A 15,956-nucleotide genomic window follows, 5' to 3' on the forward strand; every position below is an offset into this window, starting at 1 on the left:
AAAATCTCCTTTTTTCAGCCAGAAAACCCTGTCTGAAAAACCATTCCTATCTTTCCATTATTTCTGCCAGTTCAGAAGCTCCTGACGCAATGTTTCAAGCAGCTGATCTTCAGGAACCTTCTTTATGATCTCGCCGCCCTTGATCAACAGGCCAACTCCTACACCGCCGGCAATACCGATATCAGCTTCTCTGGCTTCCCCAGGGCCATTTACCACACACCCCATTACAGCCACCTTAATATTCAACGGAATATCCTGTACCATAGTCTCTACCTGATTTGCAAGACCAATCAGATCAATCTGAGTTCTGCCACAGGTCGGACAGGAAACTACCTCTACCCCGCCTTTACGCAGTCCAAGGGTTTTCAGGATTCTCTTTGCAGATTTAATTTCCTCCAGAGGCGCTCCTGTCAAAGATACACGAATGGTATCTCCTATTCCCTGATACAGAATAATCCCCAGTCCCACAGCTGATTTAATATTTCCTGAATATAGAGTTCCTGCTTCTGTAATTCCTACATGAAGAGGATAATCTGTCTGCTGTGCGATCAGCTCATGAGCCCTGGCACACATGAGAACGTCAGAAGATTTGATACTGATCACCAGATTATCATAACCCAGTTCTTCAATAATGTGTACTTTATCCAAGGCACTTTCCACCAGCCCCTCTGCTGTAACACCATGATATTTCTCTACCAGTTCCTTTTCCAGGGAACCACTATTTACCCCTACACGGATAGGAATATTACGCTCCTTTGCTGTATCCACTACTGCCTTGATCCTGTCAGTGCTTCCAATATTACCGGGGTTAATACGTATTTTATCTGCACCATTTTCCATAGCTGCAATGGCCAGACGGTAATCAAAATGAATATCTGCTACCAGTGGAATGTGTATTTGTTTTTTGATTTCTCCCAGAGCCCTGGCCGCTTCCATAGTCGGCACTGCGCAGCGGATAATATCACAGCCTGCCTGTTCCAGGGATAAAATCTGACTGACAGTGGCATCTACATCTTCGGTCTTTGTATTGGTCATGGACTGGATAAGTATGGGATTCCCGCCGCCGATTTTTCTGTTTCCTATCTGAATTACTTTAGTGTGGTCTCTATACATGAAAATAACCTCTTTTTCTTTTTATATGTGACATTGCCCTTATCAGGCAACATCCTCCGGCTTTCAAACAGTTACATTATTTTCGGATTTCCAGCAGTTTGTCCTTCAGCTCATTTTCCATACGACGCATCTCTGCCTCAGCAGCCTTCCGTTTCTCATGGCCTTCCTGCTGAATACGGATCACCTCGTCCAGGGTCTGTATTAAATCTGCATTGGTTTTCTGCAAAGTTTCAATATCTACGATACCACGCTCAGATTCCCTGGCTGTCTCTACAGTGGCTGTATGAAGGGTTTCTGCATTTTTTCTCAGAAGCTCATTGGTCAGATCCGTTACCTGACGCTGAGCCTGAGCCGCTTCTGTGGAATGAGCAATTCCCAGTGCAAGGACCATCTGGCTTTTCCAGAGAGGAATGGTATTCACAATCGTTGTCTGGATTTTCTCTACCATACTTGTGTCATTATTCTGAATCAGACGGATCTGAGGAGCAGTCTGCATAGCGATGGTCCGGGTAAGTTCCAGATCATAAAGCTTCTTTTCAAAACGATTGCATTTTTCCTCCATATCCCTGACTGCCTGGGCATCTTCCGGCTGTCCTGATAAAGCTGCTTTATTCTTCAGTTCTGCCAGTTCACCATTTCTGGTTGCCTCCAGCTTCTGGTTTCCAGCTGCAATATACATGGTCAGTTCTTTAAAGTAGCTCAGGTTCTGGTCATACATTTTATCCAGCATTGCAGAATCCTTCAGAAGGCGTACCTGATGCTCCTGAAGGGCATCTGTTATTTTGCCCACACTTATCTCGGCTTTGTCATATTTGTTCTTCAGATTCTCAATCTTGGAGGTCTGTTTGCGGAAAAATCCAAAAAAGCCCTTATTTTCCTCCTCAGCGCTGAAATCCTTTAATTCTCCAACTACGCTTGAAATCAGATCCCCAACCTCGCCCAGATCCTGAGTCTTTACATTTTCCAGAGCTGCATCTGAAAAATCAGCCATTTTCTTCTGGGTTCCGGCTCCATACTGAAGAATCTGGTTTGTGTTGGTAATATCGATCTTAGCAGCAAAATCATCTACCATTTTCTGCTCTTCCGGAGAGAGGACCGGCATTTTTGCTTTTACTTCCTGCTTTTTTTCAGGCTCCGGCACGGAAACGGCTGTCGGTTCTGTTTCTCCCAGATCAGGATCCAATGTTAAGGTTGGTGCCTCTGTTGGTTCCAATACTAAATTTGCTTTTTCAAAATCCTGCATTTCGTTTCCCATAAGTTCTCTCCTTTTCTATTATGCTTTTGCTGTTATTGCTTCTTCATACGGTTGAAATCATCCTCTGTCAGCCCTTCCTGTGCCAATAGAGTGTGTAATACAGAAATGTCACTGGATACATCCATAGCTGTATCCTCAAAAATAGAATCCAGCAGTTTTTCAAAAGCCAGGTTTAAGGTATCCAGAGATTCTTCAATTTCCTTTTTGGAATTTTGAATATTTTCTCCCTGCACCGGCTGCTTATCCATATCTGCATATGCATTCAAAAGCTTCACTGTAATTGGCAGATAATAGGACATCATTTTTTTCAGATCCGGCACTATCTCCGGATGCTCCTGGGCACGCTCCAGAATACGTTTCACGATCAGCTCCATTCTGGAAATCTTGGCTGATATCATCTCACCGGGAATTGCATCATTGCATTCTCCCAGCTTTTTCAGATAATCATTCCCCTTATCCAGAATCTCCTGTACCTCAGGAGCAGTATTCTGCCTGAGCCTGTCTGCCTCTGCCTGCTTTTTCTGTTCTTCCTGTGTTCTCTGCTCCAGTGCATTCTGTGTGACTGTATACTGTCTGTATGTCTCATTACTTGTGATCAGGCATGTTTCCTGATTATCAATATGTCCCTGGCGAAACCAGCCTCTGGCTATCATTTTTTTGATATCTTTCTTTACAAAATCCACGGGTTTGTCCACAGCAATGGATAACTGTTCAAAATTAGAATAGGTATGATCTCCCAGTATCTGCTGATATCTCTGAAAACGGTTCAGACTTCCCAGTCTGCTTACGCCTGCTGCCAGAAAGCCACCGCCGATAACAGCTCCAGCTGCCAGAAAACCAATACCGCCGGCTACTATGGAATTCATTTTCGCTACTGTACCGAAAATTCCCAAAACCAGACATCCCAGTCCCATTCCACTGGCCAGGATTCCTCCTGTAACAGACATAAGCAGCCCCTTCACACGGACACCTGTCATTTTCTCATAAAGAGCAGGCATTTCCTTTTTCCCATCTGCCTGAGATCTGGCAGCATCCTGTGCCGCACGCTCCTGCTTTCGCTTTTCCTCAAAAGCTTGTGTTCTGGTCTTCTGCTGTTCTTTCTGTATCCCGGCGTTGGTATTTCCATTTCCAAACACATTATCCAGGCCATTTTTAATGGCTGTGCTTCCGGTCTCTACTGCTGTATTCACTGCCAGATTTACTGCATCATTTACTGTATTTTTTATTTCTTTTGTCATTTTCTGATAGTCCTGGGAGTTTACGCCGTCATCAATGATGGTTTTAAGTCTGTCCCCTAACTCTCCAAATTGATTCAAATTTTGATTACTCATTTTTTCCTCCCATATTTCTGCTATTTATTATAGCGAAATCCTGTCTAAAAAGCAACACGCGGGAAAGCAAAGTACAAACAGGAACAAAAAAAATCCAAAAAATCAAATTCCCCATTGAAGTTAGCAGTCAAAAGTTTTACAATGGTAAAGAGATAAATTACACAAAGTAATGAATGTGAACGGAGGAATTGATATTATGGAAAAAAAGAATATGGACTGGGGCAGCTTAGGCTTCGGTTATGTACAGACCGATTATCGTTATGTATCTAAATTCAAAGACGGTGCATGGGATGCAGGTGAACTTACTACAGATCCTAACGTAACATTAAATGAGTGTGCCGGTGTATTCCAGTATGCACAGACTGTTTTCGAGGGAATGAAGGCTTACACAACAGAAGACGGACATATTGTTACTTTCCGTCCGGATTTAAACGCAGAACGTATGGCAAATTCAGCAAAAAGGCTTGAAATGCCGGTATTCCCGGAAGACCGTTTCGTTGATGCCATCATACAGACAATAAAAGCAAATGCAGCATATGTTCCGCCATATGGCTCAGGAGCTACTCTGTATGTCCGTCCTTACATGATGGGTACCAACCCTGTTATCGGTGTGAAGCCAGCTGACGAATATATGTTCCGTGTATTCACTACACCTGTAGGACCATACTTCAAAGGCGGCGCTAAACCGATCACAATCCGTGTCAGCGATTTTGACCGTGCTGCACCTCACGGAACAGGTCATATCAAAGCAGGTCTTAACTATGCAATGAGCTTACATGCAATCGTAGATGCTCACAAGAACGGATTCGATGAGAACATGTATCTTGATGCAGCTACACGTACTAAAGTAGAAGAAACAGGCGGTGCTAACTTTATCTTCGTTACAAAAGACGGTAAAGTTGTCACACCGAAGTCCAACAGTATCCTTCCTTCTATCACACGTCGTTCCTTAATCTATGTTGCCAAGGAATACCTTGGATTAGAAGCTGAAGAAAGAGAAGTATACTTCGATGAAGTAAAAGATTTCGCTGAATGTGGTCTCTGCGGTACTGCTGCAGTTATCTCTCCTGTCGGAAAGATTGTTGACCACGGTAAGGAAATCTGCTTCCCAAGTGGAATGGAGAAAATGGGTCCGGTTATCCAGAAGCTCTACGACACATTAACAGGTATCCAGATGGGCCGCATCCAGGCACCGGAAGGATGGCTGAAAGTTATTGAATAAATAACAGCTGACTGCCGAACAGTTAACTATTACAAAAATATCCCGCAGAATTAGTTTGAACACATTCTACGGGATATTTTTTCTTTTACATCACTGGTTTTTCCAGTTCTGCTTTGTTTCTTCTATTTTTTCCTCTCGTATTTCACGAACTGATATTCCAGGTCAAAATAAGTCTGCTCATCGCTTTCTGCTGTGATCTCCCATTCCTCATCTTCATCCAGATCCGGAAAATGACTGTCTGCCTCATAAGCAAAATCAATTTTTGTCACATGGGCTACATCGCAGTATGGAAGCATCTGTGTATATACGCTGTCACCGCCGATGCAGTAAACATCTTCTGAAGGATATTTCTTAACCTCTTCCAGTGCTTCTTCAATGCTGTGTACTACGATCGCACCTTTGGCATCATAGTCTTTATTTTTGGTGATCACAATGTTAGTTCTGTTTTTCAGTGGCAGTCCATTTGGAAAGCTTTCCAGAGTTTTCCTTCCCATAACGACTACTTTTCCACTGGTTTCTTCACGAAACATCTTCATATCTGCCGGGATACTTACAAGAAGTTTATTATCCTTGCCAATTCCCCAGTTCTTATCTGCTGCTACGATAACATTCATTTTATTTTTTCCTCTCTTAATTTATCAGATGGCCACCGGAATATTTTTAATCTGCGGCCATGTTTCATAATTCTCCACGATCAGGTCATCTGTTGTAAACTGATAGAAATCCTTCACTTCCGGATTCAGTTTCACAATAGGTGCAGGGTACGGTTTTCTCTGAATCATATCCTTTACTAACGGAATATGGCGGTCATAAATATGACAGTCAGCCACCACATGAAGCAATTCTCCTGCCTCCATATCACATACCTGAGCCATCATCATAAGCAGAAGGGCATACTGGCATACATTCCAGTTATTTGCTGTAAGAACATCCTGGGAACGCTGATTGAGGATTGCATTCAAAGTCAGCTTATCGCTCCCCGGTGTCTGTGTCACATTAAAGGTCATAGAATATGCACAGGGGTACAGATTCATTTCATGGAGATCCTGATGCACATAAATATTTGTCATGATCCTGCGGCTGAAGGGATTATTCTTCAGATCATAAATCACCCTGTCCACCTGATCCATCATGCCTTCCTTATACTGATGCTTCACACCAAGCTGGTATCCATAAGCCTTACCAATGGAACCCTTCTCATCTGCCCAGCTGTCCCAGATATGGCTGTTAAGATCATGGATATTATTGGATTTCTTCTGCCAGATCCAGAGGATTTCATCCATAGCACTCTTTAAGGCTGTACGTCTGAGCGTCATTGCCGGAAATTCCTTTCTCAGATCATATAGGTTTACCACCCCAAATTTCTTGATCGTATATGCCGGAGTCCCATCCTCCCAGACCGGACGTACCTTTTCTCCCTCAGTACTTGTCCCGTTTTCCAGGATATCCTGGCACATTTTTATAAATACATCATCTGCGTAACTCATTTTCCACACTCCCATATTCTTTATTTTCTCTACTGTTTTGCATATTTCACTGCATTATAGCATTTCTGGCTTTTATACTCAACTGTACTTTCGTAATACCGCTTATTCATGCAGCAGCCACAGCTTCTTCTCCAAACACCGGAATTCCACTCTCGTCACATTTGCGCAGTACTCTCCATCTGCATGGAGTACCATCGGTTTGTCCAGAATCAGCCGGAACGCTTTTTCGTCTCTAATATTAAATCCATTAATACGCTCCTGTTTTGCCGCAACCAGAAATGGAAGCAGGAAAAAAGTCTGCCATTTGGCGATTCCGGATGCACTGCTAAGCGAGAGCAGACCATCCTGCGGCGATGCATGAGGTGCCATGGGAACACCTCCACCTTCAGCAGGAAGATTCATAGCTGCTGCAAAGATCATCCCAGGCAGAATAAATCCCCCATGTTCTGTAATCACTTTTCCATTTGCCGTTTCCATGGTAAAAAGAGACTGCACTGTTAATGCAAGATATGTAAGCTTACCCAGATGGAAACGGTTCAAAACCTGTTTCAGTCTGGAATGAAGTGCTTTTTTGCACACAAGGGCATCCAGCCCAAGGCCGGAACTGATTCCAAAAATCCGTGGCTTCTTACAGCCTTCCCAGCTTACCTGCCCCAAATCTATCCTGAGGAGCTCTTCCCCTCTCTGATCCTTTTTGATACAGGCACATATTTCCTTCAGGCTCTCCTTTGGTGTTTTGGGCAGATTTAGATTTCTGCCAAAATCATTTCCCGAACCTGTGGGAATCACCCCAAGACGTACTTTTTCAAAATCTGTAATACCGTTCAGGACTTCATTAATCGTGCCATCTCCCCCTACCACCAGCAGGTAAACCGGCTCCTCACCTTTCATTGATGAAATGTGCTCTGCCAGTTTTGTAGCATGTCCCCGATATTTTGTCATATAAGCGGCATATTTTATTTTGTACCCCCGAAACAGATACTGAGTTTCATTCCATACCCTGTGTGCCTGTCCGGTTCCCGCTCCGTTATTCACAATAATCTGTATTTTTCTCATTATCCCTCTCTGCCATACCCAATCGTATTTTCCTGTAAATCCGAATACTTATACTATACAATATTTACCTCCCACATACAAGACTTGTCAATTAGGAAATCCGTCTGCACAATATTAGTTACTGTTCACTCCGTTCCCAGCAACATGGTATCCTCATATAATATAAAAAGAGAAGGAAAATCCAGCTTTCCTGCCAAAACTGAATTTTCCTTCTCTTTTATTTATATTTTCCGTAAAATGCCTGTGATGCAGATTCTAAAGTATATTATATCTCAAGAACAAGGAACTGATACCCCTGCAATTCTATCTTATTTCCAACTATAGCTGCATGATCATAGTTATTGATCAAAATTTTCTTACATTCTCCTGCAAGTTCGATTGTCTGTGGTTCTTTCTGATAATTACCCACTACAAGGAGGGTTCTGTCACCTTTGCGATAATAGGCCATCAGGTTATGTACCTCTTCCCATACCGGTTCCAGAGCGCCATATACAACAGTTTCTTTATATTCCGGATTTTTGCGCAGTGCGATCAGCTTCTTATAAAAGCTTCTTACAGAATCCGGATCATTAATCTGGCTTTCAGCATTGATTTTTTTATAGTTTTCATTTACCCTCAGCCATGGTTTACCTGTTGTAAATCCAGCATTTTCACCGTCTGTCCACTGCATTGGGGTTCTGGCATTATCACGGCTGAATCTGGAAACCACCTTCAGAGCTTCATCCTGTGTACATCCGGCATCTAAAGCAACCTTATATTCATCTAATGTGGAAATATCATCTACCTGGTCAATGGATTCAAACTTCACATTCTCCATTCCAAGCTCCTGTCCCTGATAGATAAAGGGAATTCCGCGAAGCATAAAATTCAGACCACCAAGCATTTTCTTACTTGCATCACAGCAGTCACCCTCCGGGATATATCTGCTGACACCACGGGGTTCATCATGATTCTCAATAATATTGGAAACAAAACCAATATCCCCGATTTTTCTCTGCGTGCCAAAGCAACATGCTTTATACTCATCCGGTGTGATCTGTCTGCAGTCATACCATCCCTTCTCAGAGCCTCCACAGATTGTTTCTGCAAAGTCAAACATACTGGAAAAATATCCGTTGTCTCCAATAAAATCAGGAATCTCCTCCGGTTTCTCATTAAAAACTTCGCCTACTGAAAAAGCATCATATTTTTTGAAGGTGCGGTCACGCATCTCTCCCAGAAATTCTCCGATTCCCTGCGCTTCAGCCAGCATATTATGGATACTGCTCAGACCATCCTCACGGTCAGGCTCATAATCATGGAGTGGAAGGGCTTTCTTAATATTAATAATAGCATCAATGCGGAAACCGCCCAACCCTTTATCCAGCCACCAGTTAATGTTTTTATAAACCGCTTCTCTTACCTCCGGGTTCTCCCAGTTCAGATCCGGCTGTTTTTTATGAAATACGTGAAGATACTGCTTATTGGTTCCAGGCAGGTCCTCCCACACTGAACCTCCGAAATAGGATCTCCAGTTCGTAGGCAATTCTCCCTCTTTTTTATCACGGAGATAAAAAAAGTTTCCATATTTTCCATCCGGATCCTGACAAGCCTTTTTAAACCATTCATGTTCATCTGAGCAATGGTTTACCACCAGATCCATAAGAATATACATATCCCTCTTCTTTGCCTCAGCGATCAGCTCATCCATATCTGCCATAGTTCCAAATCGTGGGTCAATATCATAATAATCGGAAATATCATATCCCTGATCAGCTAACGGTGAACGATAGCAGGGTGAAAGCCAGATAATATCAATTCCAAGATCCTTCAGATAGTCCAGTTTCTCAATAACACCTCTCAGATCTCCAATCCCATCACCATTGGTATCATAAAAACTCTTCGGGTAAATCTGATAAGCAACCTTTTCATTCCACCATTTCTTTGTCATTGCAAAAATCCTCCTGTATTTTTATCCAAGTTCTCTTTTTCAATAAACATGATTTTATCAGGATTCACAGAAACTGTCTTATCCTATTTTGATATAAAAATACGATATTTTAACTTTTGCATATTCTATTTATCAGTATTCTCTATTTCATCCAAAGAACGTTTGCGGTATTGCAGCGGCGTTGTTGATGTATATTTTCTGAACTCTCTCAGAAAATTCCCAAAATTGTTATACCCACATTCCAGACAGATTTCCGTAACTGTCAGATCTGATTCCTTCAGATAATGCATTGCTTTTTTTATCCTGTACTCATTCACATATTCCATTGGTGAACGACCGATTACTTTCTTGAAAAATCTACAGAAATACTGCTCATTCATCCCGATCAGCCCTGCCAGATCGCGGATATAAATTTTCTCTTTATAATTTTCCTGTATGTAAGTTAGTGTTGTCTTGATCGTCTCGATTCTGTGGTCATGGTTCTTCTCCGTTACCTCAAACAGATTATTCACAGACAGAACTGCCAGAATCCGCAGCAATGCTGATTTGATAAATAGCTGTCTGGTAATATCGTCAGTAACTGCCTCGCCGTCATAATAATTATCAGGGAAAGAATCTCCGCCAAATACATTTCTGATTTCTTTATAGGATTTTTTTACCAGTTCAAATGCCGAATCCTCCTTACGCAGGCATCTGGGAAACTGAATGCTGCCTATCTGGACCGGCTGGATCAGGTTAGTCTGAATCTGATCCAGTGAATATACCGAACTAAACATATCCATATGGAAAACCAATGCATTTTCCACACACCCGCCATTCTTTTCAACAGATATACTGTGAAGTTCTCCGGGATTAATAAAATAAAAGCATTCCTCTGAAATATAAAAACGCTCCATATTGACTTCCAGGCAAAATTCTCCCCCTGAGAAATACAGAAGCTCCACTTCCTCATGCCAATGATGCTTCACCATATTCCCTTTCGTTTTTGTGCCTGTCTGATAAAAAGCACAAGGAAAATTCTGAGTACCATGGACACGGATTTCCTTTAAAGTTGATGGTTGTTGATTCTGCATGAAGACACCTCCTGTTGTCCGCAAACAGATGAAAGCTTACTGCCGCCTTATACCGGGCAGCAATAAGCTCATCTGTTTTATCTGGGCCATCTGTCTTCCTTTGACATTAATGGTGCAAACGGTGCATGAGGATGTGTCTGATACCAATACGCAACACTTGCCACATCATCCTGACGCTCGAATAATCCTCTGTATCCAACCCCTATCTGCTGGATTGTCACACGCAGATCCTCATCAAAACAGATTGGATCCTGGATATGCCAGCGGTAGAATCCTCTCATTGGAGGGCAGTCATCATTATGATAAAAGTTATGAATCAGTTCATCATGAGCAGAGTAATATGGATAACCCAAATATGGTGTATTGTAATTCTGTTCCACAGTTTTTCCGTCCACCTGCTTTGCAAAACTCCAGGAGCCTCCGAAATAATCTTCTGTACCGGTTCCGCAGATTGTAGGATATTCCTCATCTCCGTCAATGTAGAATTTCACTTCGCCTTCTCCCCACCAGTAACGTTCCAAAGTAGTAAGTGCAATATAAGTTCCTACATAGTGTCCTTTTCCCTTTACTCCGTCAAGAATTGTATAATCCTTCTGCTTCTCTGTCAGACGTTCCCTTCTCCACTGTGCATGGAAATAAGTAATATCCTCCGGAAGTTCATCATACAGACAGTAATCTACCTGATAGAAAAATGCAGGGATTTTATTTGCATGCTGATTTTCCAGGGTAATCTTCGCTTTTTTCTTAAATGGCATAGGAAAATAGCAGTTGAATCCTCTGTTTGGCACTACCGCCATAGGTACAGAATTCACAGCACATTCTCTTCCGAATCCACAGCAGAAGAAATCTCCAAGAGGACTTTCCACAGACGGATACTCTTCATCATCCCAGTACATGCGGATAACCAGGTCTCTTAATACAAAACAGTCGGCATCGGTTGTCTTATTATCTACTGTGATCCAGATATGATTGATCTCTCCTGGCCCCTCCATCTCTGCCAGGGTCACAGTCTCACCAGGTTCAATATCATTCAGACAGGGACTTCCTTTTCTGGACGGTCCCAGATGACTTGCTGCCATTCCGCCTTTTCCTTTTTCTCCATGTGGATTCTCTGCATTGATCGCACGGCTTCTGCCATTTTTTGCCAGGGCAATTCCGCCAAGCCCTCCTTTAAATGACTGATACATCTCTTTTCCTCCAGTATTCTTAGCTTTTTCTTGTGTTTCCCCATTGTTCCCTGTATAATATAAGCACTGTCTGTAATTATGACATTTTTTCTTATAATTCGCAAAAAACAGCAAAACTATACACAGCTATTCAATATCTCACAGCGTAGCAGACCACAGAATAGTTGTCAATATATTTAAAGGAGATTTAAAATGGGGGTATCTGAAAAAACAGCAATTCTTGTTATCAGTTTCGGTACAAGTTATGAGGAAACACGAAAGAAAACGATTGAACAGATTGAAGCTGACCTGCACCATGCATTTCCGGAATATCCGTTATACCGGGCATGGACAAGTCCACGCATCCGCGCAAAGCTTCAAAAGCGGGACGGAATCCATATCATGGATATTGACGAGGCAATGGCCCAGCTGAAAGCTGACGGAATCCGAAATGTAGTTGTCCAGCCTACCTATGTGATCACCGGATTTGAAAGTGATGCCATGAAGGAAAAAGTCCTGTCCCATAAAGAAAATTTTGATTCTGTCATTATCTGCGATTCTCTGATGATTTCAAAACAGGATAAAGAAGAAGTCTGTCAGGCTATGGTCCGGGAATATCATCCGGAAGCTGACCAGGTTCTCTTATTTATGGGACACGGAACAGAACATGTTGCCAATGAACTCTACCCTGAGATGGATCAGTTATTTAAACATTTCGGTCATTCCAATATGCATATGGGCACTGTAGAGGGAGATTTTTGCATTGAAAGCTTCCTTGATGAATTAAAAAAGCTTCATCCTGAGCATATTCATCTGGCACCTTTTATGATTGTTGCCGGAGATCATGCAACCAATGATATGTCCGGAGAGGACAGGGATTCCTGGAAAAGCATCCTGGAAAAAGAGGGATATTCTGTTACCTGTACCCTGAAGGGCCTTGGCGAAATCCAGGCTATCCGGGACATCTTTGTCCGCCATACAAAAGCCGGGCTCCACAGCCTTTTCAGGGTACAGGCATAAACTATTTTCTTTTACACTTTTTTCGTTTTTTCTTCTTTTTATTGGGATTATTGAGCACTGACCAGCAAAAAGCCTGCACTAACAGGATTCCGATCAATGCTCCTGTACTGTCAATACACACATCCTTTACAGCCGGTGTACGTCCGCCTACAAAGGACTGGTGATATTCATCCAGTCCCGCAAAACCTACGCAGACAATACCGGCAAGGATCATCAGCCAGATTCCTCTCACACCATACACATATAAAGGAAAGGAAATTGCAATAGCCAGTAGGAAATATTCTGTCATATGGGCTGCTTTCCTTACATAATAATGGATGCCGTCCGCCTCATAAGCCAGTTCCTCATAGCCTTTTCCCTCATTCAGCACTTCATTCTTGGTCTCCACAATAGTATAACTGATCTGATAGCTCAGATTACCGGAAATATCTCCGGTCTGTGCTGAAAAAGAATAGATCAGAATCATCAGCAGAATGGCCGGTGCAAAGGAAAAGGGTTTCAACAATGTAATTAATATTTTCATTCTGTCTTTTCCTTATCTGCCACAGGCTCTGACTCCTCATCTGCAAGCCTCTGAGTCAGATTTGCTCTCTGGGCAATACTCATAGAACGATCTGTCAGTGGTCTGTCTTCTGATTTCAGTTCTCCGCCTGCTGCAGCTTCTGTACCTGCTCTGCCAGCTGCTTCTCCTGCTTCCTTCAGTTCTTTCACCTTGCCAGACTTTAATGCATTTCTGGCAGCTACAAAAATAAGTCCTGCTCCAATGGCCAGAAATGCAATTCCTGCAATCATAAATCCCATCTGACTTCCTTCTTCACCATTGATAAAACCTTTACATAGACTAAATCCCGTATACAGAAGATAGATTCCTGCCAGTCCCCAGAGAAGCATCCGTCTTCCGGAAGCCTTTTCCTGTTCCCCGTTATCCTCTTCTGCTGAATTGTCTGCCTGAACCTCCTCCGGCAGATTCTCATTTTTCTGTTCTTCCATAATCAGTCTCCTTAAAATCCTTTCTTACGCATATAAGCTGCAATATCTCTGTAAACCTGTTCCTTATTGATCTCATTGAGGATCTCATGACGCATTCCCGGATAAAGCTTTCCCTTTACATCCCTGTATCCAGCCCTGCGCATTGCCCTTACAGTTTTGGCAAAATGCCTCACATCTATCAGGCAGGGATCCTCTGCTCCGCTGATAAACAGCACCGGCATAGACGGATTTGTGCAGGAAAAACCTTCCACATCGTATGCCCGCCTCATCAGTTCAAACAAGGCCAGATATCCATCATCTGTAAAAGTGAAGCCGCAAAGTTGAGAATCCTCATATTCCCTGGCCACCTGAGGATCTGAACAAATCCAGGCAGTACAGTTTTTGTCCTTGCGAAACTTCAAAACACCGCTTCCGAAAGATAGAGTCTCGATCAGCTTGCTCCTGTGGCGCGGTCCAAATAATGCTTTCTCAGTCTTTGCAATAGCTACTCCTAACGGCCAGGCCGCATTATAGCTTGGTGAACCACAGACAATCAACATATCCATACAGCTATCGTGTTTTGCCGCAAAGGCACGGACTGCAAGAGAACCCATACTATGTCCCATAAGAATCAACGGCAGATCCGGATACTTTGCTTTCAGTCTGCGGTTTACAGTTCCAATATCCCGCAGCATCGCCTGAGCGCCCCCTCCATAAGTATATCCCAGATCCTCCACAGCTTTTACACTTTTGCCGTGTCCTCTGTGGTCATGGATCACTACAAGATAACCAAGCCCTGCCAGATATTCCATAAACGGAAAATATCTCTCTTTATGCTCACTCATGCCATGAACAAGCTGTACTATCGCTCTATACGGTTTCTGGTCAGGAATCATAGCTGCTGTGGAAATACTCAGCCCATCTGCTTCCGACACAAAAGCTCCTTCATACCTCATAATCCCACTCCTCTCCATAAAATAATCTGCCTGCACACAGCCAGATTTACCTTTTGTAATTATTGTTCACGCTAATTATTGGTTACCGTAATTATAGGTAAGATATTTGCTATTGTCAACTTCTTCTGCTATAATGAAATTACGTATATATTAATCATGGGTTACTGAGAACAGTAACCCATCCTAATATCAGGAGGAACTATGAGTAAAAACACAAAAAAGAGCCATATTGGACTGATTATTTTTATTATCATTCTGGTTCTTGCAATTGCAGGAGGCGCAGGATTCTATTTTTATCAGCGCCAGCAGCCCAAGAAAGCAGCAGAAAAATTCCTGTCCAGTATGCAGAAAATGGATTTTAATACAATGGAATCCATGCTTCAGAGCAGTGATCTTTCAGCCCTGGATAATGCAGACATCCGCAACGCCGCATATACAGATTTCTTTACGGCCATCAACAAAAAAATGACCTATAAAATTACAGGAAACCGTTTCAGACTCCAGGATGGCACTGCTTCTGTTACCGCCCACATTAAATATATTGACGGTACCAGTATTTACAAAGAAACCATTACTGAATTTCTCCGTCAGATTGTTTCCAGTGCTTATGCAGGCAATAAGCTTACAGAAGAAGAAACTCAAAAACAGCTTGCCACTATTCTGAATGAAAAGGCAAAGGAAAGTAAAACGGACGAATATTCTGAAGCAGACATCACTTATCCGGTGATCAAAACAAACGAAGGCTGGAAAATTGTTTCCTTGGATGATGAAACTGTCAAAATTATGTCTGCGAATTTCAAAAATGTTGAAGAAGAAGTTAATAATTCCATCAACAACATGGGAAACTCCGATGGATCTGATGTAGCTTCTGTACCAGAAGCTTCCGAAAGCGATACTCTGGATCTGACCACCGACAAATTTACTATAAAATACAAAAAACACACAGTAACCAAGGATTTTGCAGGAAATCCCTGTGTTATGATTTACTATGATTATACCAATCGTGCATCCGGTACTTCCAGTGCTATGGTAGATGTAAGCATGAAAGCCTACCAGCATGGTGAAGTATGTGATGCTGCCATCCCCGAGACAAACGATGATGCTATTGATCATTTCACAGCGGAGATCCAGCCCGGACAGACTGTAACCGTATGTCAGGCATTTTCTCTGAAAGATGAGAGTGATGTAACAATTCAGGTACAGGAAGCATTCAGTATGGATTATGACACCACCTCAAAACAGATTTTAAAAATCAAATAAACTTCAAAAAAAAGCTCCGGAACAAAATTCCGGAGCTTTTTCAGAGCGATAGACGGGGCTCGAACCCGCGGTCTCGACCTTGGCAAGGTCGCGCGTTACCAACTACGCCACTATCGCG

General features: G+C 42.6%; 15 protein-coding genes and 1 tRNA gene. 3 read left to right on the forward strand and 13 right to left on the reverse strand.

Annotated elements, in window-relative coordinates; all coding sequences use genetic code 11:
* Positions 1-57: 57 nt before the first annotated feature.
* The 3 genes from ispG to ACTNC6_RS13510 form a co-directional block, all read right to left on the reverse strand.
* Positions 58-1,113: a flavodoxin-dependent (E)-4-hydroxy-3-methylbut-2-enyl-diphosphate synthase gene (gene ispG / locus ACTNC6_RS13500; RefSeq protein ID WP_441044348.1), complete on the reverse strand. Its 1,056-nt coding sequence runs from the start codon at positions 1,111-1,113 to the stop codon at positions 58-60.
* A 76-nt stretch (positions 1,114-1,189) separates the two neighbouring features.
* The gene (locus ACTNC6_RS13505; protein WP_441044349.1) at positions 1,190-2,368 is read right to left on the reverse strand and encodes a toxic anion resistance protein; all 1,179 of its coding nucleotides are present in this window, start codon (positions 2,366-2,368) and stop codon (positions 1,190-1,192) included.
* A 32-nt stretch (positions 2,369-2,400) separates the two neighbouring features.
* Positions 2,401-3,699, reverse strand: coding sequence for a 5-bromo-4-chloroindolyl phosphate hydrolysis family protein (locus ACTNC6_RS13510; RefSeq protein WP_441044350.1), 1,299 nt, complete (start codon positions 3,697-3,699; stop codon positions 2,401-2,403).
* 196 nt (positions 3,700-3,895) lie between these two features.
* Between ACTNC6_RS13510 and ACTNC6_RS13515 the strand changes: the two genes are divergently transcribed.
* Entirely contained in the window at positions 3,896-4,921 is a 1,026-nt protein-coding gene (locus ACTNC6_RS13515; protein WP_441044351.1) for a branched-chain amino acid aminotransferase, read from the forward strand.
* A 122-nt stretch (positions 4,922-5,043) separates the two neighbouring features.
* Here the strand turns inward: ACTNC6_RS13515 and ACTNC6_RS13520 are convergent, their stop codons facing one another.
* From ACTNC6_RS13520 to ACTNC6_RS13545, 6 genes are all read right to left on the reverse strand, one after another.
* Positions 5,044-5,535 carry a dihydrofolate reductase gene (locus ACTNC6_RS13520; protein ID WP_173743201.1) on the reverse strand — a complete coding sequence of 164 codons (492 nt, stop codon included), beginning with the start codon at positions 5,533-5,535 and terminating at the stop codon, positions 5,044-5,046.
* Positions 5,536-5,559: 24 nt separating this feature from the next.
* Complete coding sequence (gene thyA, locus ACTNC6_RS13525) at positions 5,560-6,408, reverse strand: thymidylate synthase (protein ID WP_441044352.1); 849 nt, start codon at positions 6,406-6,408, stop codon at positions 5,560-5,562.
* Positions 6,409-6,510: 102 nt separating this feature from the next.
* A complete protein-coding gene (locus ACTNC6_RS13530; protein ID WP_441044353.1) occupies positions 6,511-7,464 on the reverse strand; it encodes a diacylglycerol/lipid kinase family protein in 954 nt (317 codons plus the stop codon).
* 265 nt (positions 7,465-7,729) lie between these two features.
* Positions 7,730-9,394 (reverse strand): alpha-glucosidase, encoded by a 1,665-nt coding sequence (locus ACTNC6_RS13535; protein ID WP_441044354.1) that lies wholly within the window; start codon positions 9,392-9,394, stop codon positions 7,730-7,732.
* Positions 9,395-9,519: 125 nt separating this feature from the next.
* Entirely contained in the window at positions 9,520-10,467 is a 948-nt protein-coding gene (locus ACTNC6_RS13540) for an AraC family transcriptional regulator (protein ID WP_441034933.1), read from the reverse strand.
* A 77-nt stretch (positions 10,468-10,544) separates the two neighbouring features.
* The gene (locus ACTNC6_RS13545) at positions 10,545-11,654 is read right to left on the reverse strand and encodes a glycoside hydrolase family 172 protein (RefSeq protein WP_441044355.1); all 1,110 of its coding nucleotides are present in this window, start codon (positions 11,652-11,654) and stop codon (positions 10,545-10,547) included.
* Positions 11,655-11,846: 192 nt separating this feature from the next.
* Here ACTNC6_RS13545 and ACTNC6_RS13550 point away from each other — a divergent pair, with 192 nt between their 5' ends.
* Positions 11,847-12,653, forward strand: coding sequence for a sirohydrochlorin cobaltochelatase (locus ACTNC6_RS13550; RefSeq protein ID WP_303243213.1), 807 nt, complete (start codon positions 11,847-11,849; stop codon positions 12,651-12,653).
* 1 nt (position 12,654) lies between these two features.
* Here the strand turns inward: ACTNC6_RS13550 and ACTNC6_RS13555 are convergent, their stop codons facing one another.
* Genes ACTNC6_RS13555 through ACTNC6_RS13565 form a run of 3 tightly spaced genes read right to left on the reverse strand, consistent with a single transcriptional unit; the run spans position 12,655 to position 14,578 of the window.
* The gene (locus ACTNC6_RS13555; protein ID WP_303243212.1) at positions 12,655-13,176 is read right to left on the reverse strand and encodes a VanZ family protein; all 522 of its coding nucleotides are present in this window, start codon (positions 13,174-13,176) and stop codon (positions 12,655-12,657) included.
* A complete protein-coding gene (locus ACTNC6_RS13560; RefSeq protein ID WP_441044356.1) occupies positions 13,173-13,643 on the reverse strand; it encodes a hypothetical protein in 471 nt (156 codons plus the stop codon). The genes ACTNC6_RS13555 and ACTNC6_RS13560 overlap by 4 nt, the downstream gene beginning before the upstream one ends.
* Positions 13,644-13,654: 11 nt before the next feature.
* Entirely contained in the window at positions 13,655-14,578 is a 924-nt protein-coding gene (locus ACTNC6_RS13565) for an alpha/beta fold hydrolase (RefSeq protein WP_441034937.1), read from the reverse strand.
* Positions 14,579-14,779: 201 nt separating this feature from the next.
* On the opposite strand from ACTNC6_RS13565, the gene ACTNC6_RS13570 reads away from it, so the two are divergent.
* Positions 14,780-15,838 carry a DUF5067 domain-containing protein gene (locus ACTNC6_RS13570; RefSeq protein WP_441044357.1) on the forward strand — a complete coding sequence of 353 codons (1,059 nt, stop codon included), beginning with the start codon at positions 14,780-14,782 and terminating at the stop codon, positions 15,836-15,838.
* 44 nt (positions 15,839-15,882) lie between these two features.
* Here the strand turns inward: ACTNC6_RS13570 and ACTNC6_RS13575 are convergent.
* Positions 15,883-15,955, reverse strand: a tRNA-Gly gene (locus ACTNC6_RS13575).
* Between the last annotated feature and the right edge of the window lies 1 nt (position 15,956).

The sequence above is a fragment of the Blautia sp. HCP3S3_C4 genome (assembly GCF_052064095.1).
In the GTDB taxonomy this organism is placed as follows: Bacteria; Bacillota; Clostridia; order Lachnospirales; family Lachnospiraceae; genus Blautia_A.

What these genes read in the sequence shown, in the direction of transcription:
- ispG (WP_441044348.1), bottom strand. Translation starts at nt 1,113, where the DNA reads ATGTATAGAGACCACACTAAAGTAATTCAGATAGGAAACAGAAAAATC.
- ACTNC6_RS13505 (WP_441044349.1), bottom strand. Translation starts at nt 2,368, where the DNA reads ATGGGAAACGAAATGCAGGATTTTGAAAAAGCAAATTTAGTATTGGAA.
- ACTNC6_RS13510 (WP_441044350.1), bottom strand. Translation starts at nt 3,699, where the DNA reads ATGAGTAATCAAAATTTGAATCAATTTGGAGAGTTAGGGGACAGACTT.
- ACTNC6_RS13515 (WP_441044351.1), top strand. Translation starts at nt 3,896, where the DNA reads ATGGAAAAAAAGAATATGGACTGGGGCAGCTTAGGCTTCGGTTATGTA.
- ACTNC6_RS13520 (WP_173743201.1), bottom strand. Translation starts at nt 5,535, where the DNA reads ATGAATGTTATCGTAGCAGCAGATAAGAACTGGGGAATTGGCAAGGAT.
- thyA (WP_441044352.1), bottom strand. Translation starts at nt 6,408, where the DNA reads ATGAGTTACGCAGATGATGTATTTATAAAAATGTGCCAGGATATCCTG.
- ACTNC6_RS13530 (WP_441044353.1), bottom strand. Translation starts at nt 7,464, where the DNA reads ATGAGAAAAATACAGATTATTGTGAATAACGGAGCGGGAACCGGACAG.
- ACTNC6_RS13535 (WP_441044354.1), bottom strand. Translation starts at nt 9,394, where the DNA reads ATGACAAAGAAATGGTGGAATGAAAAGGTTGCTTATCAGATTTACCCG.
- ACTNC6_RS13540 (WP_441034933.1), bottom strand. Translation starts at nt 10,467, where the DNA reads ATGCAGAATCAACAACCATCAACTTTAAAGGAAATCCGTGTCCATGGT.
- ACTNC6_RS13545 (WP_441044355.1), bottom strand. Translation starts at nt 11,654, where the DNA reads ATGTATCAGTCATTTAAAGGAGGGCTTGGCGGAATTGCCCTGGCAAAA.
- ACTNC6_RS13550 (WP_303243213.1), top strand. Translation starts at nt 11,847, where the DNA reads ATGGGGGTATCTGAAAAAACAGCAATTCTTGTTATCAGTTTCGGTACA.
- ACTNC6_RS13555 (WP_303243212.1), bottom strand. Translation starts at nt 13,176, where the DNA reads ATGAAAATATTAATTACATTGTTGAAACCCTTTTCCTTTGCACCGGCC.
- ACTNC6_RS13560 (WP_441044356.1), bottom strand. Translation starts at nt 13,643, where the DNA reads ATGGAAGAACAGAAAAATGAGAATCTGCCGGAGGAGGTTCAGGCAGAC.
- ACTNC6_RS13565 (WP_441034937.1), bottom strand. Translation starts at nt 14,578, where the DNA reads ATGAGGTATGAAGGAGCTTTTGTGTCGGAAGCAGATGGGCTGAGTATT.
- ACTNC6_RS13570 (WP_441044357.1), top strand. Translation starts at nt 14,780, where the DNA reads ATGAGTAAAAACACAAAAAAGAGCCATATTGGACTGATTATTTTTATT.